Below are 16,780 nucleotides of genomic sequence, written 5' to 3' on the forward strand. Positions count from 1 at the left end.
CCGGTTATGCTGTCAAACACAACGGCACACTTATTAAGCGTGTGCAGTTGCTTTGTCTTATAAAGTATTGGTACTGTTAAGTCAATGACAATATTACTTATACATCTACCGGCATCGTTCAAACCATCAGTAAAATCATTATTACTTTGAAATACTGTTATGAATATGATCCCATAACTGGTAACGACGAACCAAGGCTTCATGGGAGGCTTCTGTGGCTTCCTTCCATTTTTGTTCGTCCTGGCCACACAAACGGGAAACCATCTCCAGGCCAAGCTGGCTATGATGATCACCGTCTACTTCAATATGTCGTTTGATATAATATTTAAAAATGGAAGTTTTCTCCGGGGCTTCTGCGTAAAGTTTTTCAAGAATAAGTAAAAACATATTGGGGATCAGGTCTTCCCTGCCAAAAGTAAATACTGCGGCTTTTACATGTGCAGGAGCCGTGGCAGCGATCCGGAAGGTGAAGCCGAGAAAAGATTTTACGGCTTCTGGAAGTGAAGACTGCAGAATATATTCGTCCAAGCCCTTAATATCAGGCAGGCGGGAAAGAAAATCTTCTATCGCTCCCGTACTGGCCTCCAACTGCTGCATGGCTTGCAGATACAGCTCAAAATGGCTGATCCTGTTACCTGACTCGTCCACATCAGATTCTTCACCTACGACAATCTCGTTAATCAGGTAACGTGTATCAGCATTCCCTACGGGTTTCCAGGGAAGGGTAACTGAGGTAAGTTCCAGTTGCAATGATTTAAGCAGACTCATAAAGTCCCACACTGCATATATATGGGTTTCTGTAAATAATCTTAGCGCAGGCAAATCATTGATGGCGGTATAAACCGGGTGTGATAATAAGGCATTGCGTTGATCAGCAATGGCTGCCTGAAGTTGGTCAAGTGAATTGTTCATCGGGCAAAGTTCGGGGTTTTGCTGCAAGTGAAAAAGTGCATAAAAATTCGGTGAAAAAGAGAAGGCCAGCGCTTGTTTATAAGCGGCATCCGATCCGGGTAAGGGTAAAATAAAGGCATGATAGCAATGAGGCAGGTGTATAATCTGGCTGAAATGTTGAACAATGTTATGGGAAGCTATAAGTTGGCCGGCAAATACTATTACGTAATAATATAGCAATGGCGATTGTATATCTTTGCACGGGATAAACTGCAACGAACAAAAGGTTTTGAGATCAGGATGAGGCTGTTTGGGTCAGCGTGTTCCCGTCGCAGGCTTTCTTTGGCTTTCCTTGAATTAACAATTATCTTGGTAAAGCTTATCTGAAGGCCCGGAACAAACCCCAACAGTATAACCACCACGGGGATCAATAAGATATAATGAAAAAAATTGCTTTAATAAACGCACATCCTGATGCTGCGTCTTTCAATTCAGCTTTGGCTGAAGCCTATACCAAAGGGGCTGCACAATCTGGCGCTGAAATAAGAACAATAACGATCAGAGAATTGGATTTTAATCCCAATCTTCAATTTGGTTACCGGAAAAGAATGGACTTGGAGCCAGACCTGGTTACCTCCTGGGAAACAGTACAATGGGCTGACCACCTTGTCTGGTTACATCCCGTATGGTGGGGTGGTCTACCGGCCATCGCTAAAGGCTTTATAGATCGCCTCTTCCTGCCTGGCCTGGCTTTTAAATATCGTGAAAACTCCGTTTGGTGGGATAAACTACTCAAGGGAAAAACAGCGCATATTATTACCACAATGGATCAGCCGGGCTGGTATTACAGGTTGGTATTTGGCAGGCCCAGTATTAACCAACTCAAAAAATCAACACTGGAGTTTTGTGGCGTAAAACCGGTAAAAGTGACCACTATCGGTATTATTAAGACAGCTGATGAGCAACAACGTAAAAAATGGCTTTCCAAAGTGTATAAATTAGGGCAGCAACAAAAATAATGCGTAGCCCTTTCTTCATTGTCATTAGTCAGCCTGTTAATAGATGCCGGGGCCGGTCATAGCTCATTGCCAGGTAATAACACATGGCAGTCTTTAGCTTAACGGGTAAATTTATTACCCGGTTGAATGCGACTTTTTTATTTAAGGCTCCAGCGATAACAAAATAATTTTTTCTTCGTTTTAAGGGTCTGGTAAATATATCAAATGAAAATAAACAGCATCTTTTTTATCCTGGTCTTACTTTCAGGCCCCATGGCGGCGCAAACAAAACAAATCCGGCAAATTGACTCATTAATGCAAACCGCATACCGGCGGGGAGTTTTTAACGGGAATATATTGGTGGTGCAACACAATAAAACCATCTATGAAAAATCCTTTGGTTTTGCCAATGGTAACAAAACCATTCCACTGCAAAAAGAAAACAAGTTTGATATAGGCTCCATTAGTAAAGAATTTAATGGCGCTGCGATCATGGTACTGGAAGAAAAGGGAAAACTATCGCTGGAAGATAACCTGCGCCGGTTTTTTCCTGAGTTTCCCGATTGGGCGGATCAGGTAAAAATAAAACACCTCATTAATTATACCAGTGGCATTCCTGTGTTAGGACCTGCTGCAGATGGAACAGACAGTCTGATCTATCAGAGTCTGCTTTCCTTAAAAACGCTGTCAGCTGCTCCGGGGACAGTGTATATATACAACCACATTAATGTCTCCTTGCAAAGGCGTATTATAGAAAAACTAAGCGGTCTTTCTTATGCTGAATTTGTGAAAAGATACCTTTTCAAACCCGCTGGTATGAAAAATGCTATCGTGGATTACCCGGTAACGGCAAAAGGTATGGCACGTGCATTTGACAATGAAGGCAACGATGTTCCTTATTTGCAGGCTACCAACGGATGGGTAAGATTGCCGGTGGAGGACCTGTATAAATGGATTCGTGCGCTGCATGCACATAAAATAATCAACGCCGTTTCGCTGAAAAAATTGGGTGAGAATTTTCCGGGAGGGGAGAGCAGTCTGGGAACCACCGTTTTTAGTAAGGATAGCCTGTTATGGCACCAGCACCAGGGCTCAAATAGTAATTATGAAGCGGCTTTTTATAGTCAGGCCGCTGACAATATCACGATTGTGATGATGACCAACAACCAGCAAATGAAGGTTTGGCCAATAAAGACGGCTATCCTGAATATTTTGAAAGAAGAGCCTTTTATCATTCCTAAAAAATCGCTTTATCTTTCTATTCGTGATAAAATGCTCAGTGATGTGGAAGAGGGGATGGATTATTACAAAACCTTAAAAGCAAACGGAACGGAGGATTATGATTTCAGTTTTGAAATTGGCGATTTGATCAGTACCGGCAAATACCTGTTACGCAGGGACAAATTTGATGCAGCTATCACGGTTTTTCAAACGGCGGTGGAACTTAAAGCCAAAGAGCAGGACATTTCCTATGGGTATGAATTGTTGGGTGATACTTATCGTAAAAAAGGGGATAAACCTGCGGCAATTGCCAGTTACAGCAAAGCGTTGAGCATATTTCCCGGCAATAAAAACGCTGCGGGGGTATTAAAAGAACTTACAGAGAAGCCCGGCGAACAATAATGGCTGATCTTTTTCACTGGCGTGTATAAGCCACGTAAATGTAATGAGAACCGTATCAGGTCGGATCATTGGGTGGCTATACCCCGAATTTAAAAAGATGGTATAGCTGAGAATATTTCAGGATTATGATGAATAGATATGTATTGTAAAAACAGCGCCTTTACCAGGCTCCGATGTTACAAATAGTTCGCCATTGATATTACTCAGCATTTCCAGGATGATCATGCTGCCCATGCGGCCGTTTTTTACCGCTTTATCTTTATTTAAAAAGTTTTCGATCTGGAAATCGTTTAATCCTTTGCCGGTATCTGATACCTGGATCTTTAACCCGTCCGGTATAGCGGAAGCCTCAATGGTGATGGTACCGTTCTCCGTATTTTTATTGGCATTGTCCACCAGGTTCCGGAGAATTAATACCAATATATTCCTGTCAGTAAAACATTCAATAGCCGTTTCACGGATATGAAGTTTATTATTATTGATCAGTAATATTTCCCTGAACAAGGCTTCAATATCTGTGAAAAGTTGCTGCAGCGGGAAATGCGTTTTATCCACTTTAAAGTGTTCCTGTTGGGTCACAGCCCAGGAAAAGAACTGATCGGTGAACCTGCTTAATTCACCTATCAGTTGGTTCAGCCCTTTTATCTGGTTTAAATTCTCCGCGGTATTATTGTCCCAGTTTTTTTCCAATGCTTTTCCGGTAACCCGCATAGAGAACAGCGGGGACCTTAAATCATGTAAAACGGTGGTGATGATCTGCTCCTTTACCTGGTTGCTCTTCTTTAAAGCGGTCCTTGAATCCTCCAGTTGTTCAACCGCAGTGCTCAGTTCAGCCGTTCTCAGTTCTACAATTTTTTCAATCTTAAGCTTCTCTTTTTTCAGCTTAATCAGCCGTCTCCTGGAGTACCAGAAACCGGTACAAATGATCAATAACAGGATACCCAGGAAAAACCAGATGGTCTGATAAAAAAAAGGGCTTACGGCAATCTTTAAAGTAATATTGCCATAGGGTGTAAAACTATGGCTGCCCGCTTTACGGATCGTTAAGGTATAATCATTGGCCGGTAAACGGTTGATGGAAATAATGCCTGAAGAAGGAACAGGCACCCATTCTCCTTCCTCACTGCCTATTTTATATTCCAGCTTCAGGTTTTCGTTATTACCAAAATAAGGGCAGGTCACCTTTATATTCAGCACCCGGAAAGTGGGGGCTAACATTATTTTTCCCCGGCTGTTCAGGCTGTGTGGTTGTCCGTCAATGGTAATTTCATCAATGAAGATCTTCTCCTGTGGAAAATCAGTTTTAAGCTGATGGGGATAAAACTTAACCAGCCCGTTAATGGAAGGCAGTACCAGCGCCCCATCCTGCAGCCATTGGTAATTGGGATTGGCGCCGCCATTGAACTCGGTTGTCCGCAAGCCATTTCGCTGGTTAAACGTAAACCAGAAAACATTATTGGTTAAACCGGTTCCAACATCGGCAAACGTTTTAACGGGTATCATGTACAATCCCTTATTGGTGGGCAGCCAGAAATTACCCCGGCCATCTTCAATAAATGAATGAATGGACTGGAAGGCACCCCCGGGGCCGTCAGGTAACCGGTGTAATTTTTTATTGACATATAAAAAGGACCCTTTCCCGTCTGTTCCGATCCATAACCTATCTTCTTTATCACGATAAACCGTACGTATATGAAAAGAATCTAGTATGGTTTGGGTGATCTCATGTTTACTGATATCATACCATTTTAATCCCACCGAAGTAGATAACAGGTACTCCGTATCATTCACAGGTAATAAGCCGGTAGCTTTCATGCCCGCCGGGAATTTTTTTTGCCAGATAACAGTCCCCTCAGGTGTTATTTTGTATAAGGAAGTATGCGTGCATAAAAGCAGGGTTCCATCTTTGGGCTGCGGTACAATGTCCAGCAACCGTTCATCCAGAACAAGCAGGCTCTTGTCTATTTTGCCCGTCCGCGACCGGTAACGGGATAACGAAAAATAACTTTCATAATAAACGTTGTCTGCCGAATCGGTATAACTTGCCCTGCTATCCCCGTTCTGCAAAGCCACATAAAATGAAGTGTTATCGGGTTTTATGTGTACATTGTTTACAATGATTTCATCCCTGGAAGTTTTGGCAACGGTATAATAGTTCTCTGCCCCCGATTCCTTCGGTATTTCCGGGTAAATAAAATCGGACAGTTTAATGGTGAAAAACCCCTGGGTACCCGTACCGATAAAATAGGTATTGATATCGGGCCGGTAAGCAATACAAAGAGGAACGTCAATATTTAAATTACTGGCAACACACTTGCTTTTTATACTTCCGCCCGAATAGGTAAGTTCATACAGGCTTCCTCCGGCAAATATATAGGCGCCTTGTTCGCACCATAATGTTTTGAATTGTCCCTGCTGATAGGCTTTATTGTTCACAATATCCCCTTCAATATGTACTGCCTGGCCAACGCCGTTATTCCAGAATCTGGCCTCGTTGTTACTCCACAGTTGTAAATAATACCGGTCATGTAGTATTAAGCTGCCTACCGGCTCCATATTATTGGGGGTTAGCCTGGTGATGGTGGTTTTATGAATAAAATAAGCGTTACCCCCGAAGAAAAGATAGATATCGCCATTCCTGAGTGCACCGGGTTGTTTCAGCACGGGGATACCCGCTTCACTGGCAATAGTTTCCCAGAGGCTATCCAGTTGGGTGTTTATGGTAATATATCCTGTACTTACAAAACTTACATCGTTACCGGTAAGGACCGGTACTGTTGAATGAAGGGTAGAAGAACTGCTGATCTTAAAATTCTTATGGTTGATCGTTTGTATGAAAATATTGCCGGCTGTATCGGTCATCATCGCTGAAATGCGTTCATTGGTAAGGCCTTTTACCTGCTCGTGTCCATAGGATTTGAAATTGCGGTTGTCGAAACGTACAATGGCCATTTCTGTTGCCAGCCAGCAAAAGCCGTTCTGGTCAAAGCGAATGGATTTGACGGTATTTTGGGGCAGGCCGTTTTCCGAATTATACTGGTTTAATATATACCGGTTGGACTGAGCCTCCAGCAAGGTGGGGAAAGAAAGAATGAACAAGAATACACTTATAATGATCCTGTTCAGTAAAAAACGAAAATAGGGATGCAGCATATTTATTGGGACAAATATCACCTAAAGATATAATTAATAGATATACCATGTAGTTTGTTCGTACAGAAAGTATGCGGTAAAATTGAGTGGGCTTTAAAAATGTATCACATAGTGAAGTGAAATATAAGCAGCTTCTTTTTCAATAACGTTGATGTTTGTGGTATATTAAAAAAACTTCTTTCACTGTTCCGGTTTAACATATTTTACCGTCCGTAATTTTAATTGGTTTTCAGTAAAAAGGTATTGTCTTTTAACTTTAGCTTTGCGCTACTATCAATAAAAAATGTGTATGCGATCTGCTAGGTGTATATTCCTGTTATCTCTTTTATTTTCTTTTCAATTTGTTTTTACACAAACTATTTATTCCAAAGCTTACGGCAAAAAAGCAGATCCGGCCCTGTTGTATGTACATGGTGGCCCCAGGGGAAATGCTACATTGTTTGAAGGTACTACCGCGCAGGCCCTGGCAGATAAAGGGTTTTATGTGATAGTGTATGATCGCAGGGGTGAAGGCCGTTCCATTGATACAACCGCTACTTTCACTTTCCGGGAAGCATTTGACGACCTGAATGCCTTACTGGTGCAATATGAGCTTAAAAAGGTGACCATCATTGGCCATAGCTTTGGTGGTATAGTGTCCACCTTATATACGGAAAAATACCCGGAGAAAGTAGAACGTTTAATATTGCTGGGTGCTTTATTTGCACAGCAGGAAACCTATGACCATATACTGGCAACAGTAAGTAAAAAAGCAGTTGCCAAACATGATTCGGCAACACTGCATAAGATAGCGGCCATTAAAAAACTGGATAAAAACGGGGCTGCTTACCGTAAACAATGTTATGAAGTAGCAGCGGATTATGCTTATTTCCGTATGCCTTATCCAACGGAGGAATCAAAAAAAGTGAACGGGTTGTACGAAAACGGCCTGGCTACACAAAATATCCGTAACGACCAGGCGCCGCTCCGGTTTTATAAAAATGAAAGCCGGGTGAATATTGATACGAAGCCGGTACTAAGGACTATAAAAAATAAAGGTATAGCCTTGTTTGCGGTATATGGTAAACAGGATGGTATTTTTTCCCAAAAACAAATTAGTGATATAAAGAAGCTGGTTGGTGAAAAACGTTTTTATAGCATTGACAATTGTTCCCACTATCCCTTTGTTGACCAGCAAACGGAGTTCATTAAGGTAATTACACAAATAATGACTGCTAAAAAGTAGCGGCCCGGTTAAAACCTTTCCTCCGTCAGCTCCCTGTTAACCACTGCTCCTGTAAAATTACCGGTAGCAACCGCATTGGCAACAGAGCGCATGAAGTGGCTGTTATCGCCGCAGGCATATACACCGGGTATGGTGGTTCTTTGCATATTATCTACCTGTATATACCCCTGTTCATTTATAACACAACCCAGGCTTTGAGGAATGGGGCAGTGCTGCTCAAACGCTACCCTGGCATATAAAGCATCCAGCTCCCGTTTGCTGCCATCGGCCAGTAACACGCCCGTAATATTTCCATGCTGTTGTATGATCTCTGTAACAGGCGTTTCAATAACCGGGATATCATGTTCCTTTAATTTAGCTACCTGTTCCGGTGTAAGATCAGCCGGCCCGTTGGTGAATAGGGAGAGATCCTTACTCAGATTATTGACCAGCGAGCTAAGGTGGAAAGCTATTTCCCCGTTGCCCATAATGCCGGTTTTTTTGCCACGGAATTCATAGCCATGACAGTACGGACAGTGTATGACCGATTTGCCCCAGCTTTCGGCCAAACCGGGTATGCCGGGCAACAGGTCCCTGATGCCGGTAGCAAAGATCAGTTTGCCGGCCAGGAATACATCTCCTTTTTCGGTGGTGACAGAAAAGCCATTTTCCACCATGTTTCCTTCCGTAGCCAGGCCATCATAAAATATTACCGTATCATATTGCTGTACCTGTTGTTTGCCTAAGGCAGCAATTGCTGCGGGCGTCGATCCATCCTGTGTAAGAAAATTATGCGAGTGTGGTGTAGGGGCATTACAGGGTTTACCACTGTCAATAACCAAAACCTTTTTTAAAGAACGACCTAAAGCCATGGCGGCAGAAAGGCCGGCGTAACTGCCGCCAATGATGATAACGTCATACTTATTTGCAAATTCCATAACACTATTGTTTGAAGCAGCAAAGGTAGGGTGTTTGTTTTAAATTGCAACATAGTTGCAATAAATCGTATGCAATAATCTTGAATGATGATAGTTGTTGATCTGCTGATAGGCTGCCGGATTGCAGCGGAAAGCCCGCTGAAGTTTTGTGCGCAGGGCTGTGGCGGACTTGCAGCGTAAAGCCGGGACTGCAGCTGATAGCAGCACTACAGTTGACAGCCCGTGCCAATTAAACAATTAGATAATGAGATAATTAGGAAATGAGGTGATCAGGCAATCAGATAATTTGTCGAACGATCCATTCATCATTAATAATTCATCATTCTTATCAGGCAAAAAACAAGTAAGCCAGTATCACCGATGTAATAATACCTGCAAGGTCGGCCAGTAGCATAGTGCCTACAGCATACCTGGTATTTTTAATGCCCACAGCGCCAAAGTACACAGCAATAATATAGAATGTTGTATCGGCAGAGCCGCGGAAAACAGATGCCAGGTTACCGGCAAAGGAATCCACGCCATGTGAATTTAACGTGTCGATCATCATGGCACGGGCGCCGCTGCCGCTTAAGGGTTTGATGATGGCGGTAGGTAAGGCATCCACAATACGGGTGTCGCCATTGAACCAGCCAAAGACCACCTTGATGCCATCCAGTACAAAATCAAAAGCACCGCTGTTGCGTAATAAACTAATGGCTACCAGCAAACCCACCAGGTAGGGTATAATACGGATGGCCGTTTCAAACCCACCTTTGGCGCCTTCTACAAAAGCATCAAAAATGTTTATTTTTTTATACATGCCACCCAGTACGATCAATACAAATATCAGCAGGATGATGCCATTGCTTAAGCTGCTGGAAAACACCTGCACACCTTCTACCGATAATGTTTTAATATACATGACCAGCGCGGCTATTACGGCCGATACGCCCAGTATCCAGGCTAATATAACGGGTTGAAATAAACGGATACGTTGTTTAAATGCCACAATACTCATGGCAGCCAGCGTGGCTACAAAAGTGGCGATCATACAGGGAATAAATATATCGGTAGGATGAGCCGATTTTAAAGATACCCTGTCGGCAATAATGGCCGTAGGTATTAAGGTAAGCCCCGATGCATGCAAACACATGAACATTACCTGCGCATTGGAGGCGGTGGTTTTATCGGGGTTTAACTCCTGTAAACTCTCCATGGCTTTAATACCAAAGGGGGTGGCGGCATTATCCAGGCCCATTAAATTGGCCGAAAAGTTCATGACCATATGGCCCATGGCCGGGTGATTTTTGGGCACTTCGGGAAAGATGCGGGAAAAGAAGGGGCCAATGATACGCGATAAAAACCTTACCCCGCCTGCTTTTTCCGCAATGCTCATAAAGCCCAGGAACAGTGCCATTACACCAATTAAACCAATACACAAGGTTACCGCATCCTTGGTGGTTTCAAACACGCCATTGGCCGGTAGTAACCTGAAAGCGCGGTACTCACCGCTATCGGTCTTATATACTTTCTCTTTATTCCAGCTGGCAGTTTTTTGTATACCTAACTGCTGGTGAACGGCGGCCGGTAATAGCGTAGAGTCAACCGTACGTACCGACATGGTATCGGTATTACGTCCCGCTACCAGCTGGCTGAACAATTTATCCTGTCCCGGCTCAAACGTAAACTTAAAAGCAGCTACCAACACTGCTATCAAAATAAATGCTGTCCAGATCCTGCTTAAGGCCATAGTGTTGCAATTGAGAAATAAAGGATTGAAGATAAGGGCATTTTATAAATACAACAAGATATTTCATGTTAAGGTCAGCAGCAAAAAACGGCATCCTTCCTCTATTCAAACCGCTTTTGTATTCGTAGGTCATTATTCATTATTCGGTCCCTATCTTTTTTTACCTTCGCAGTATGATCGGCAAAATAAAACAACTGGCAGCGGCATATAAGAACGAGTTTATCCAGGTGCGTCAGCATTTACATGCGCACCCTGAGCTGAGTTACGAGGAGTATGAAACATCCCGTTATGTACAGGAAAAGTTAAGTGGCTGGGGCATTCCTTTCGAGGTAAAAGCTACCACCGGTGTTATTGGTATTATTAAAGGCAAAAACCCGGACAGCAGGGTAGTGGCTTTGCGTGCCGATATGGATGCCTTGCCCATTCTCGAAGAAAACGATATCAGTTATAAATCCACCAATACCGGTATCATGCATGCATGCGGGCACGATGTACATACTACCTGCCTGCTGGGAGCGGCCAAAATTTTACAGGAATTGAAAGAGGAGTGGGAGGGAACGGTAAAACTGATCTTTCAACCCGGCGAAGAAAAAAATCCCGGTGGGGCCAGTTTACTGATCAAAGAAAATGTACTGGAGAATCCACGTCCCTCGGCCATATTCGGCTTGCATGTGCACCCTGGTTTGCCCATTGGTAAACTGAGTTTTCGTGCCGGTAAAGCCATGGCCAGCGCCGATGAATTATATATTACGGTTAAAGGTAAGGGTGGTCATGCCGCAGCCCCGCATTTATGTGTGGACCCTATTTTAATTGCTTCACACCTGATCATTGCACTGCAGCAGGTGGTGAGCCGTAATAACGATCCGCATAACCCTAGTGTATTATCTATAACAGCTTTTAATGGTGGCTCCACCACCAATGTAATACCCAATGAGGTAAAACTGAAAGGTACTTTCAGGGCCATGGATGAAACCTGGCGTTTTAAGGCGCATGGTTTAATTAAACAGATAACAGAAAACCTGGTGAAGAGTATGGGCGGTGAGGTTGACCTGCTGATTGATGTGGGCTATCCCTGTGTATACAATAACGAAGGCCTGCATGAAGTAGCTAAAAAAATAGCGGTTGATTTTATGGGCGATGCCCTGTTGGTGGAGGAAACGGAGAAACGTATGGGAGCGGAGGATTTTGGTTACTATTCGCAGCAGATCCCCGGTTGTTTTTACCGGCTTGGTGTAATGAATAAGGAAAAAGGTATTACTGCCGGTGTACATACGCCAACTTTTAATATTGATGAAAATGCCATTGAAACGGGTATTGGTATGATGGCCACGCTGGGGGCAACCGCTAAGTATGATGTTTCAATTGACAGTTGACAAGTGACAAATGACAGTTTTAATTTGTCCATTGTCATTTGTCAATTATTTTGGGGCTGTCAGCTGTAGTACTGCTATCAGCTGCAGTTCCGGCTTTACGCTTGTACGCCGCCATGCTTCCCGGAATATTCTTTCTATACGTTTTGCTGGAAATGCGAACGAAGTACACGAACACAAACCTTGAGCGGGGTACCGCTGCAATCCGGCAGCCTCTCCGCAATTCCTAATTTATAATTCAGAATTCATAATTCCCCCTTCATAATTCCTTTTCCAGTTTTAGGTTTTATCCCGTATCTCGCTTACATTTGCCACACTTTTTAAACTAAGTAGCAACATGGGTAGAATTATCGCATTTAGAGAAGCTTTGCGTGAGGCAATGAGTGAAGAAATGAGAAGGGACGAACGCGTGTATTTAATGGGTGAAGAAGTGGCGGAATATAACGGTGCTTATAAGGTAAGCCAGGGTATGTTGGCCGAATTTGGCCCTAAACGTGTGATTGATACGCCTATTGCTGAGCTGGGTTTTGCTGCTGTGGGTGTGGGTTCTGCACAAAATGGTTTACGCCCTGTTGTTGAGTTCATGACATGGAACTTTGCGGTTTTAGCCCTTGACCAGATCCTGAACACAGCTTCTAAAATGCTGGCGATGAGCGGTGGCCAGATCTCCTGTCCCATCGTTTTCAGGGGTGGTAACGGTTCGGCCGGCCAGTTAGGTGCCCAGCACTCTACTGCTTTTGAAGCCCTGTATGCCAATATTCCCGGTATTAAAGTAGTTTCCCCCAGTAATCCATACGATGCAAAAGGTCTTTTAAAGCAAGCCATCCGTTACGAGGAAGATCCCGTAATGTTCATGGAAAGTGAGTTGATGTATGGTGATAAAATGGAAGTTCCTGAAGAAGAATATTATATTGAATTAGGCAAGGCCGATGTTAAGCGCCAGGGCACTGATGTAACCATCGTGTCTTTCAATAAAATGATGAAAGTGGCACTGGGCGCGGCGGCTGAGCTGGAAAAAGAAGGCATCAGCGCCGAGGTGATAGACCTGCGTACCATTCGTCCGCTGGACTGGATGACCATCCTGGAAAGCGTTAAAAAAACAAATCGACTGGTAATTGTAGAGGAACAATGGCCGTTTGCTTCAGTTTCTTCCGAGATCAGCTACCGTATTCAAAAAGAAGGCTTTGATTACCTGGATGCCCCGATCCGCCGTATTACTGCGGCTGACGCACCTTTACACTATGCACCAAACCTGGTGGCTGCCGCCTTACCGGATGTAGCCCGTACAGTAAAACTGGTGAAAGAAGTAATGTATGTAAAAAAATAAACTCCTGCCAATTGCTTATAGAGGCCGCAGTAATGCGGCCTTTTTTTATGCCCGGAGCCTAAGTTCCTGCTCTGCCGTGCATTACACCGAAGAAACAAGCAGGAAAAAGCGGGTATTAATCGCAATTTAATGGTTCAACCTTATTTATTTTGATGAACGGTAAAGAGTTATGCAGGGCTGGAATATATATTAATATTCTGATAATCAAATTTTTAATTAGTTTTTAATATTGACAATACTTTATATCGTAAAATTACTGGTAATAAGTTTTTTCCATTAAATGCAGCGTTTTGCGTATCAAAGTGCATCTTTGTTATGGTTTTTCATAGGATATTGGATTTTACAACGAGGCTGGATTTCTATCCGGCCTTTCTTTTTGTATCATCCGTCCGTTTAACCTGGCTACGGCCCCGTACATAACAAACTCCCACCCATTTTTTCTTTTTTACTTTTATTCTCTTATTTTTAATCACATTTACAAATTTTTTTTATTTATGTAGTTGATTGAGAATACTTTGGTATAAGTATTGTCATAAAAAAAGCCTACAAGAAACCTCCTTAACATTTTAAGATTAAAACATTTATGCCCGACATTTTAATTATTGACGACGAAAAGGCCATCAGGAAAACATTATCCGAAATTTTATCGTACGAGGGTTATTCGCTTACAGAAGCGGCTGATGGGGAAGAAGGATTGACGCAGTTTAAAGCAAAGAAGTTTGACGTTGTTTTATGCGATATTAAAATGCCCAAATTAGATGGCATTGAGTTTTTGCAGAAAGCCGGCGAAATTAACCCCGATGTACCCATTATCATGATCTCCGGTCATGGTAATATAGAAACGGCCGTGGAAGCGGTAAAAAAAGGCGCTTATGATTATATCTCCAAGCCGCCTGATCTGAATCGCCTGTTAATTACCATCCGTAATGCGATGGATAAAAGTAACCTGGTTACCGAAACCAAGGTATTAAAACGTAAGGTAAGCAGGGTACAGGAAATGATCGGTGATTCCGAGCCTATTCAAAAAATAAAAGAGACCATTGAAAAAGTAGCGCCTACCGAAGCCCGTATACTGGTTACCGGCGAAAACGGAGTAGGTAAGGAACTGGTGGCCCGCTGGGTACACGAAAAAAGTAACCGCAGCAATGGCCCCCTGGTGGAAGTAAACTGTGCCGCTATCCCAACTGAACTGATCGAGAGTGAATTATTTGGTCATGAAAAGGGCTCTTTTACTTCGGCCATCAAGCAACGTATCGGTAAGTTTGAACAGGCTAATGGCGGTACGCTGTTTTTAGATGAGATAGGCGACATGAGCCTGAGCGCCCAGGCCAAAGTGTTAAGGGCTTTACAGGAGGGTAAAATAACCCGCGTAGGGGCCGATAAAGACATTAGCGTGGATGTAAGGGTTATTGCCGCTACCAACAAGGACCTGTTAAAGGAAGTGGAGGATAAAAATTTCCGTTTAGACCTGTATCACCGTTTAGGTGTGATACTCATACACGTTCCTTCTTTAAATAACCGTAAGCAGGATATTCCTTTGCTGGTGGCACAATTCCTGGGTGATATCTGTGCCGATTATGGGGTAGCTAAAAAAGGTATCGATGAAGACGCATTAAAACTATTACAGGAATACGACTGGACGGGTAATATCCGTGAATTACGCAACGTGGTGGAACGCCTGGTTATTCTTTCCGGCAAAACCATTAGTGCCGATGATGTACGCAACTATGTGATGCCGAAATAAGATGACAGGATAAAAGATTTGAGGCGTAAGGTAAATCCTTACGCCTTTTTTATTTTATACCTGCTTACCAAGCCAGGTGGCGGCATCCATTTCAAATTTAATTTCTGTCTTCCCGTACTTCCCTGTTTCTTTCCAGCCTGCTTTGCGGTAAAACTGTTCGGCACGGGTATGGGCATCGGTGCTCAGCCAGGCCGTTATGTTTGTCTGGCTAAAATACCAATCCATCATGGTATCATGTAATAATTTACCAATGCCTTTATGTTCGTGACCGGGGTGTACAAATAAGGCCCATATATTGTGATCTTCCAGGTCGGCAATGGCAAAGCCCGTGATCATATCACCGGACAGGCTTACCCATCCTTTGCCGCGTTGGGTCAGGTAGGCTATACAATCCGCATCGGTTACCACTGAAGGGTCCGATAATACATTTTCCTTAACAGCATGGCGTATTACCTGTAAGGCGGGTATATCTTCAATAACAGCTTCTCTTATGGTCATAATGATGATGGGGTTGGGGCAAAGTTATTTAAATAATAAAGGGACCGGTTTAGGCGGTCCCTTACAGTATATGCAATTTGTGTTGAGCCTATCTTACATTGGCCACTACTTTGGCGCCGGCACGTTTGGCCGATTGCATGACGCGGAACACTTCGCCATAATAGGAAATAGTATCGGCATTGATCACCACCGAAGGCGTATCAATAAACTTACGTTTGGCCTCCACTTCGGCACGTATCAGGCTGTCCAGCATTATGGGGTCCACCTGTTTCTGGCCTATAAAGAAGTTCTGGTCTTTATTAATTGATACCACGATATTTTGTTTTGCCTTGGTATCTTTTGAGCCCCGGGGATTGTTCACCTTCACCACATTGGGGTTGGCCATGGTGGTGGTAATGAGGAAGAACATCAATAGTATGAACAGGATATCGTTCAATGAATCTGTAAATACTTCCGATTCCTCCCTGTGTTTTTTTCTAAACTTCATAATACACGGGTTTTATCGGGTAGTAGGTTCTTGTAATACGTCCAGGAAGTCGGCGCTGGCCAGCTCCATTTTATTCGCGGTCTTATCTATCTGCGTATTTAAAAAATTATATGCCAGGTAAGCCAGCAAACCTATTACCAGTCCGCTGATAGAAGTGATCAGTTTGGTATAGATACCCTGCGATATTACACCGATCTCCACTTCGTTGGCATCATGGATATTGGAGAATAACTGCATCAGGCCTATCAGTGTACCGACGAAACCGAAAATGGGTGCTGCTTTGGAAACAACCGACAGTATACCCAGGTTCTTTTCCAGTTTATACATTTCCAGCTGGCCCACATTATCCATGCTGCGCTCAATGGCCTCAATGGGTTTACCTAAACGCTGTATACCTTTATCAATGATACGGGCTACCGGGTTGGCCGTGTTTTTAGCAAAGCTCCTGGCGGCTGCTACATTACCCGATACAATATGATCGCGGATAATGTTCATAAAGTTCTGGTCAATTTTGGAGGCATTTTTTATGGCAATATACCTTTCGGCAAAAACATAAATGGCCGCCAGCAACATCAATCCCAGTGGCAGCATGATCCAGCCACCCATGGTAATAACTTCAAAAAAGCTCAGACTTCCGTCTTTGTTCTTATCAGATGCCGTATTGGCTACCTGCTGAACAGTATCAACGATCTGCAAAAAATCAAACATGTGATTATACTTTAAGTGCGTAAATGTAACAAAGGACTTGGATACTCATTTTCTTTTGTTATCAACATCTGTCAATAACAGGGTAGGAACGGAAAATAAAAAAAATGCGT

At 43.2% G+C, this 16,780-nt stretch carries 13 protein-coding genes; 6 read left to right on the forward strand and 7 right to left on the reverse strand.

The genetic code is table 11. From position 1 onward, the window contains the following. Nucleotides 1-141: 141 nt before the first annotated feature. On the reverse strand, nucleotides 142-912 hold the full coding sequence (locus tag ACFS6H_RS13970; protein WP_386099936.1) for a DUF3050 domain-containing protein: 771 nt from the start codon (nucleotides 910-912) through the stop codon (nucleotides 142-144). A 419-nt stretch (nucleotides 913-1,331) separates the two neighbouring features. On the opposite strand from ACFS6H_RS13970, the gene ACFS6H_RS13975 reads away from it, so the two are divergent. Both ACFS6H_RS13975 and ACFS6H_RS13980 read left to right on the forward strand, forming a co-directional pair. After that, nucleotides 1,332-1,910 carry an NAD(P)H-dependent oxidoreductase gene (locus ACFS6H_RS13975; RefSeq protein ID WP_386099939.1) on the forward strand — a complete coding sequence of 193 codons (579 nt, stop codon included), beginning with the start codon at nucleotides 1,332-1,334 and terminating at the stop codon, nucleotides 1,908-1,910. Between the two features lie 204 nt (nucleotides 1,911-2,114). Further along, nucleotides 2,115-3,512 (forward strand): serine hydrolase, encoded by a 1,398-nt coding sequence (locus ACFS6H_RS13980; RefSeq protein ID WP_386099942.1) that lies wholly within the window; start codon nucleotides 2,115-2,117, stop codon nucleotides 3,510-3,512. Between the two features lie 123 nt (nucleotides 3,513-3,635). On the opposite strand, the gene ACFS6H_RS13985 is transcribed toward ACFS6H_RS13980, so the two are convergent. Next, nucleotides 3,636-6,665 (reverse strand): sensor histidine kinase, encoded by a 3,030-nt coding sequence (locus tag ACFS6H_RS13985; RefSeq protein ID WP_386099945.1) that lies wholly within the window; start codon nucleotides 6,663-6,665, stop codon nucleotides 3,636-3,638. A gap of 289 nt (nucleotides 6,666-6,954) precedes the next feature. On the opposite strand from ACFS6H_RS13985, the gene ACFS6H_RS13990 reads away from it, so the two are divergent. Then, nucleotides 6,955-7,890: an alpha/beta fold hydrolase gene (locus tag ACFS6H_RS13990; RefSeq protein ID WP_386099949.1), complete on the forward strand. Its 936-nt coding sequence runs from the start codon at nucleotides 6,955-6,957 to the stop codon at nucleotides 7,888-7,890. An 8-nt stretch (nucleotides 7,891-7,898) separates the two neighbouring features. Here ACFS6H_RS13990 and ACFS6H_RS13995 read toward each other — a convergent pair whose 3' ends face one another. Together ACFS6H_RS13995 and ACFS6H_RS14000 are read right to left on the reverse strand one after the other, a co-directional pair. Continuing rightward, a complete protein-coding gene (locus tag ACFS6H_RS13995) occupies nucleotides 7,899-8,807 on the reverse strand; it encodes an NAD(P)/FAD-dependent oxidoreductase (RefSeq protein WP_386099952.1) in 909 nt (302 codons plus the stop codon). Between the two features lie 328 nt (nucleotides 8,808-9,135). After that, nucleotides 9,136-10,536, reverse strand: a complete 1,401-nt coding sequence (locus ACFS6H_RS14000; protein ID WP_386099955.1) for a nucleoside recognition domain-containing protein — start codon at nucleotides 10,534-10,536, stop codon at nucleotides 9,136-9,138. Between the two features lie 173 nt (nucleotides 10,537-10,709). Here ACFS6H_RS14000 and ACFS6H_RS14005 point away from each other — a divergent pair, with 173 nt between their 5' ends. The 3 genes from ACFS6H_RS14005 to ACFS6H_RS14015 all read left to right on the forward strand — a co-directional run bounded on the left by ACFS6H_RS14005 (nucleotide 10,710) and on the right by ACFS6H_RS14015 (nucleotide 14,977). Beyond that, nucleotides 10,710-11,909 (forward strand): M20 metallopeptidase family protein, encoded by a 1,200-nt coding sequence (locus ACFS6H_RS14005; RefSeq protein ID WP_386099958.1) that lies wholly within the window; start codon nucleotides 10,710-10,712, stop codon nucleotides 11,907-11,909. A 334-nt stretch (nucleotides 11,910-12,243) separates the two neighbouring features. After that, nucleotides 12,244-13,233: a pyruvate dehydrogenase complex E1 component subunit beta gene (locus ACFS6H_RS14010; RefSeq protein WP_386099961.1), complete on the forward strand. Its 990-nt coding sequence runs from the start codon at nucleotides 12,244-12,246 to the stop codon at nucleotides 13,231-13,233. A 583-nt stretch (nucleotides 13,234-13,816) separates the two neighbouring features. Next, the gene (locus ACFS6H_RS14015; RefSeq protein WP_386099964.1) at nucleotides 13,817-14,977 is read left to right on the forward strand and encodes a sigma-54-dependent transcriptional regulator; all 1,161 of its coding nucleotides are present in this window, start codon (nucleotides 13,817-13,819) and stop codon (nucleotides 14,975-14,977) included. A gap of 54 nt (nucleotides 14,978-15,031) precedes the next feature. Here the strand turns inward: ACFS6H_RS14015 and ACFS6H_RS14020 are convergent, their stop codons facing one another. The 3 genes from ACFS6H_RS14020 to ACFS6H_RS14030 all read right to left on the reverse strand — a co-directional run bounded on the left by ACFS6H_RS14020 (nucleotide 15,032) and on the right by ACFS6H_RS14030 (nucleotide 16,670). Next, on the reverse strand, nucleotides 15,032-15,475 hold the full coding sequence (locus tag ACFS6H_RS14020; RefSeq protein ID WP_386099967.1) for a GNAT family N-acetyltransferase: 444 nt from the start codon (nucleotides 15,473-15,475) through the stop codon (nucleotides 15,032-15,034). A gap of 88 nt (nucleotides 15,476-15,563) precedes the next feature. Next, nucleotides 15,564-15,962, reverse strand: coding sequence for an ExbD/TolR family protein (locus ACFS6H_RS14025; RefSeq protein ID WP_386099970.1), 399 nt, complete (start codon nucleotides 15,960-15,962; stop codon nucleotides 15,564-15,566). A gap of 12 nt (nucleotides 15,963-15,974) precedes the next feature. After that, nucleotides 15,975-16,670: a MotA/TolQ/ExbB proton channel family protein gene (locus ACFS6H_RS14030; protein ID WP_386099973.1), complete on the reverse strand. Its 696-nt coding sequence runs from the start codon at nucleotides 16,668-16,670 to the stop codon at nucleotides 15,975-15,977. Between the last annotated feature and the right edge of the window lie 110 nt (nucleotides 16,671-16,780).

Source organism: Terrimonas rubra, from assembly GCF_042686025.1.
GTDB classification, from domain to species: Bacteria; Bacteroidota; Bacteroidia; order Chitinophagales; family Chitinophagaceae; genus Terrimonas; species Terrimonas rubra.

Bases quoted from the DNA above. Each gene is read 5' to 3' on its own strand.
- ACFS6H_RS13970 (WP_386099936.1), bottom strand. From the start codon at position 912: ATGAACAATTCACTTGACCAACTTCAGGCAGCCATTGCTGATCAACGC.
- ACFS6H_RS13975 (WP_386099939.1), top strand. From the start codon at position 1,332: ATGAAAAAAATTGCTTTAATAAACGCACATCCTGATGCTGCGTCTTTC.
- ACFS6H_RS13980 (WP_386099942.1), top strand. From the start codon at position 2,115: ATGAAAATAAACAGCATCTTTTTTATCCTGGTCTTACTTTCAGGCCCC.
- ACFS6H_RS13985 (WP_386099945.1), bottom strand. From the start codon at position 6,665: ATGCTGCATCCCTATTTTCGTTTTTTACTGAACAGGATCATTATAAGT.
- ACFS6H_RS13990 (WP_386099949.1), top strand. From the start codon at position 6,955: ATGCGATCTGCTAGGTGTATATTCCTGTTATCTCTTTTATTTTCTTTT.
- ACFS6H_RS13995 (WP_386099952.1), bottom strand. From the start codon at position 8,807: ATGGAATTTGCAAATAAGTATGACGTTATCATCATTGGCGGCAGTTAC.
- ACFS6H_RS14000 (WP_386099955.1), bottom strand. From the start codon at position 10,536: ATGGCCTTAAGCAGGATCTGGACAGCATTTATTTTGATAGCAGTGTTG.
- ACFS6H_RS14005 (WP_386099958.1), top strand. From the start codon at position 10,710: ATGATCGGCAAAATAAAACAACTGGCAGCGGCATATAAGAACGAGTTT.
- ACFS6H_RS14010 (WP_386099961.1), top strand. From the start codon at position 12,244: ATGGGTAGAATTATCGCATTTAGAGAAGCTTTGCGTGAGGCAATGAGT.
- ACFS6H_RS14015 (WP_386099964.1), top strand. From the start codon at position 13,817: ATGCCCGACATTTTAATTATTGACGACGAAAAGGCCATCAGGAAAACA.
- ACFS6H_RS14020 (WP_386099967.1), bottom strand. From the start codon at position 15,475: ATGACCATAAGAGAAGCTGTTATTGAAGATATACCCGCCTTACAGGTA.
- ACFS6H_RS14025 (WP_386099970.1), bottom strand. From the start codon at position 15,962: ATGAAGTTTAGAAAAAAACACAGGGAGGAATCGGAAGTATTTACAGAT.
- ACFS6H_RS14030 (WP_386099973.1), bottom strand. From the start codon at position 16,670: ATGTTTGATTTTTTGCAGATCGTTGATACTGTTCAGCAGGTAGCCAAT.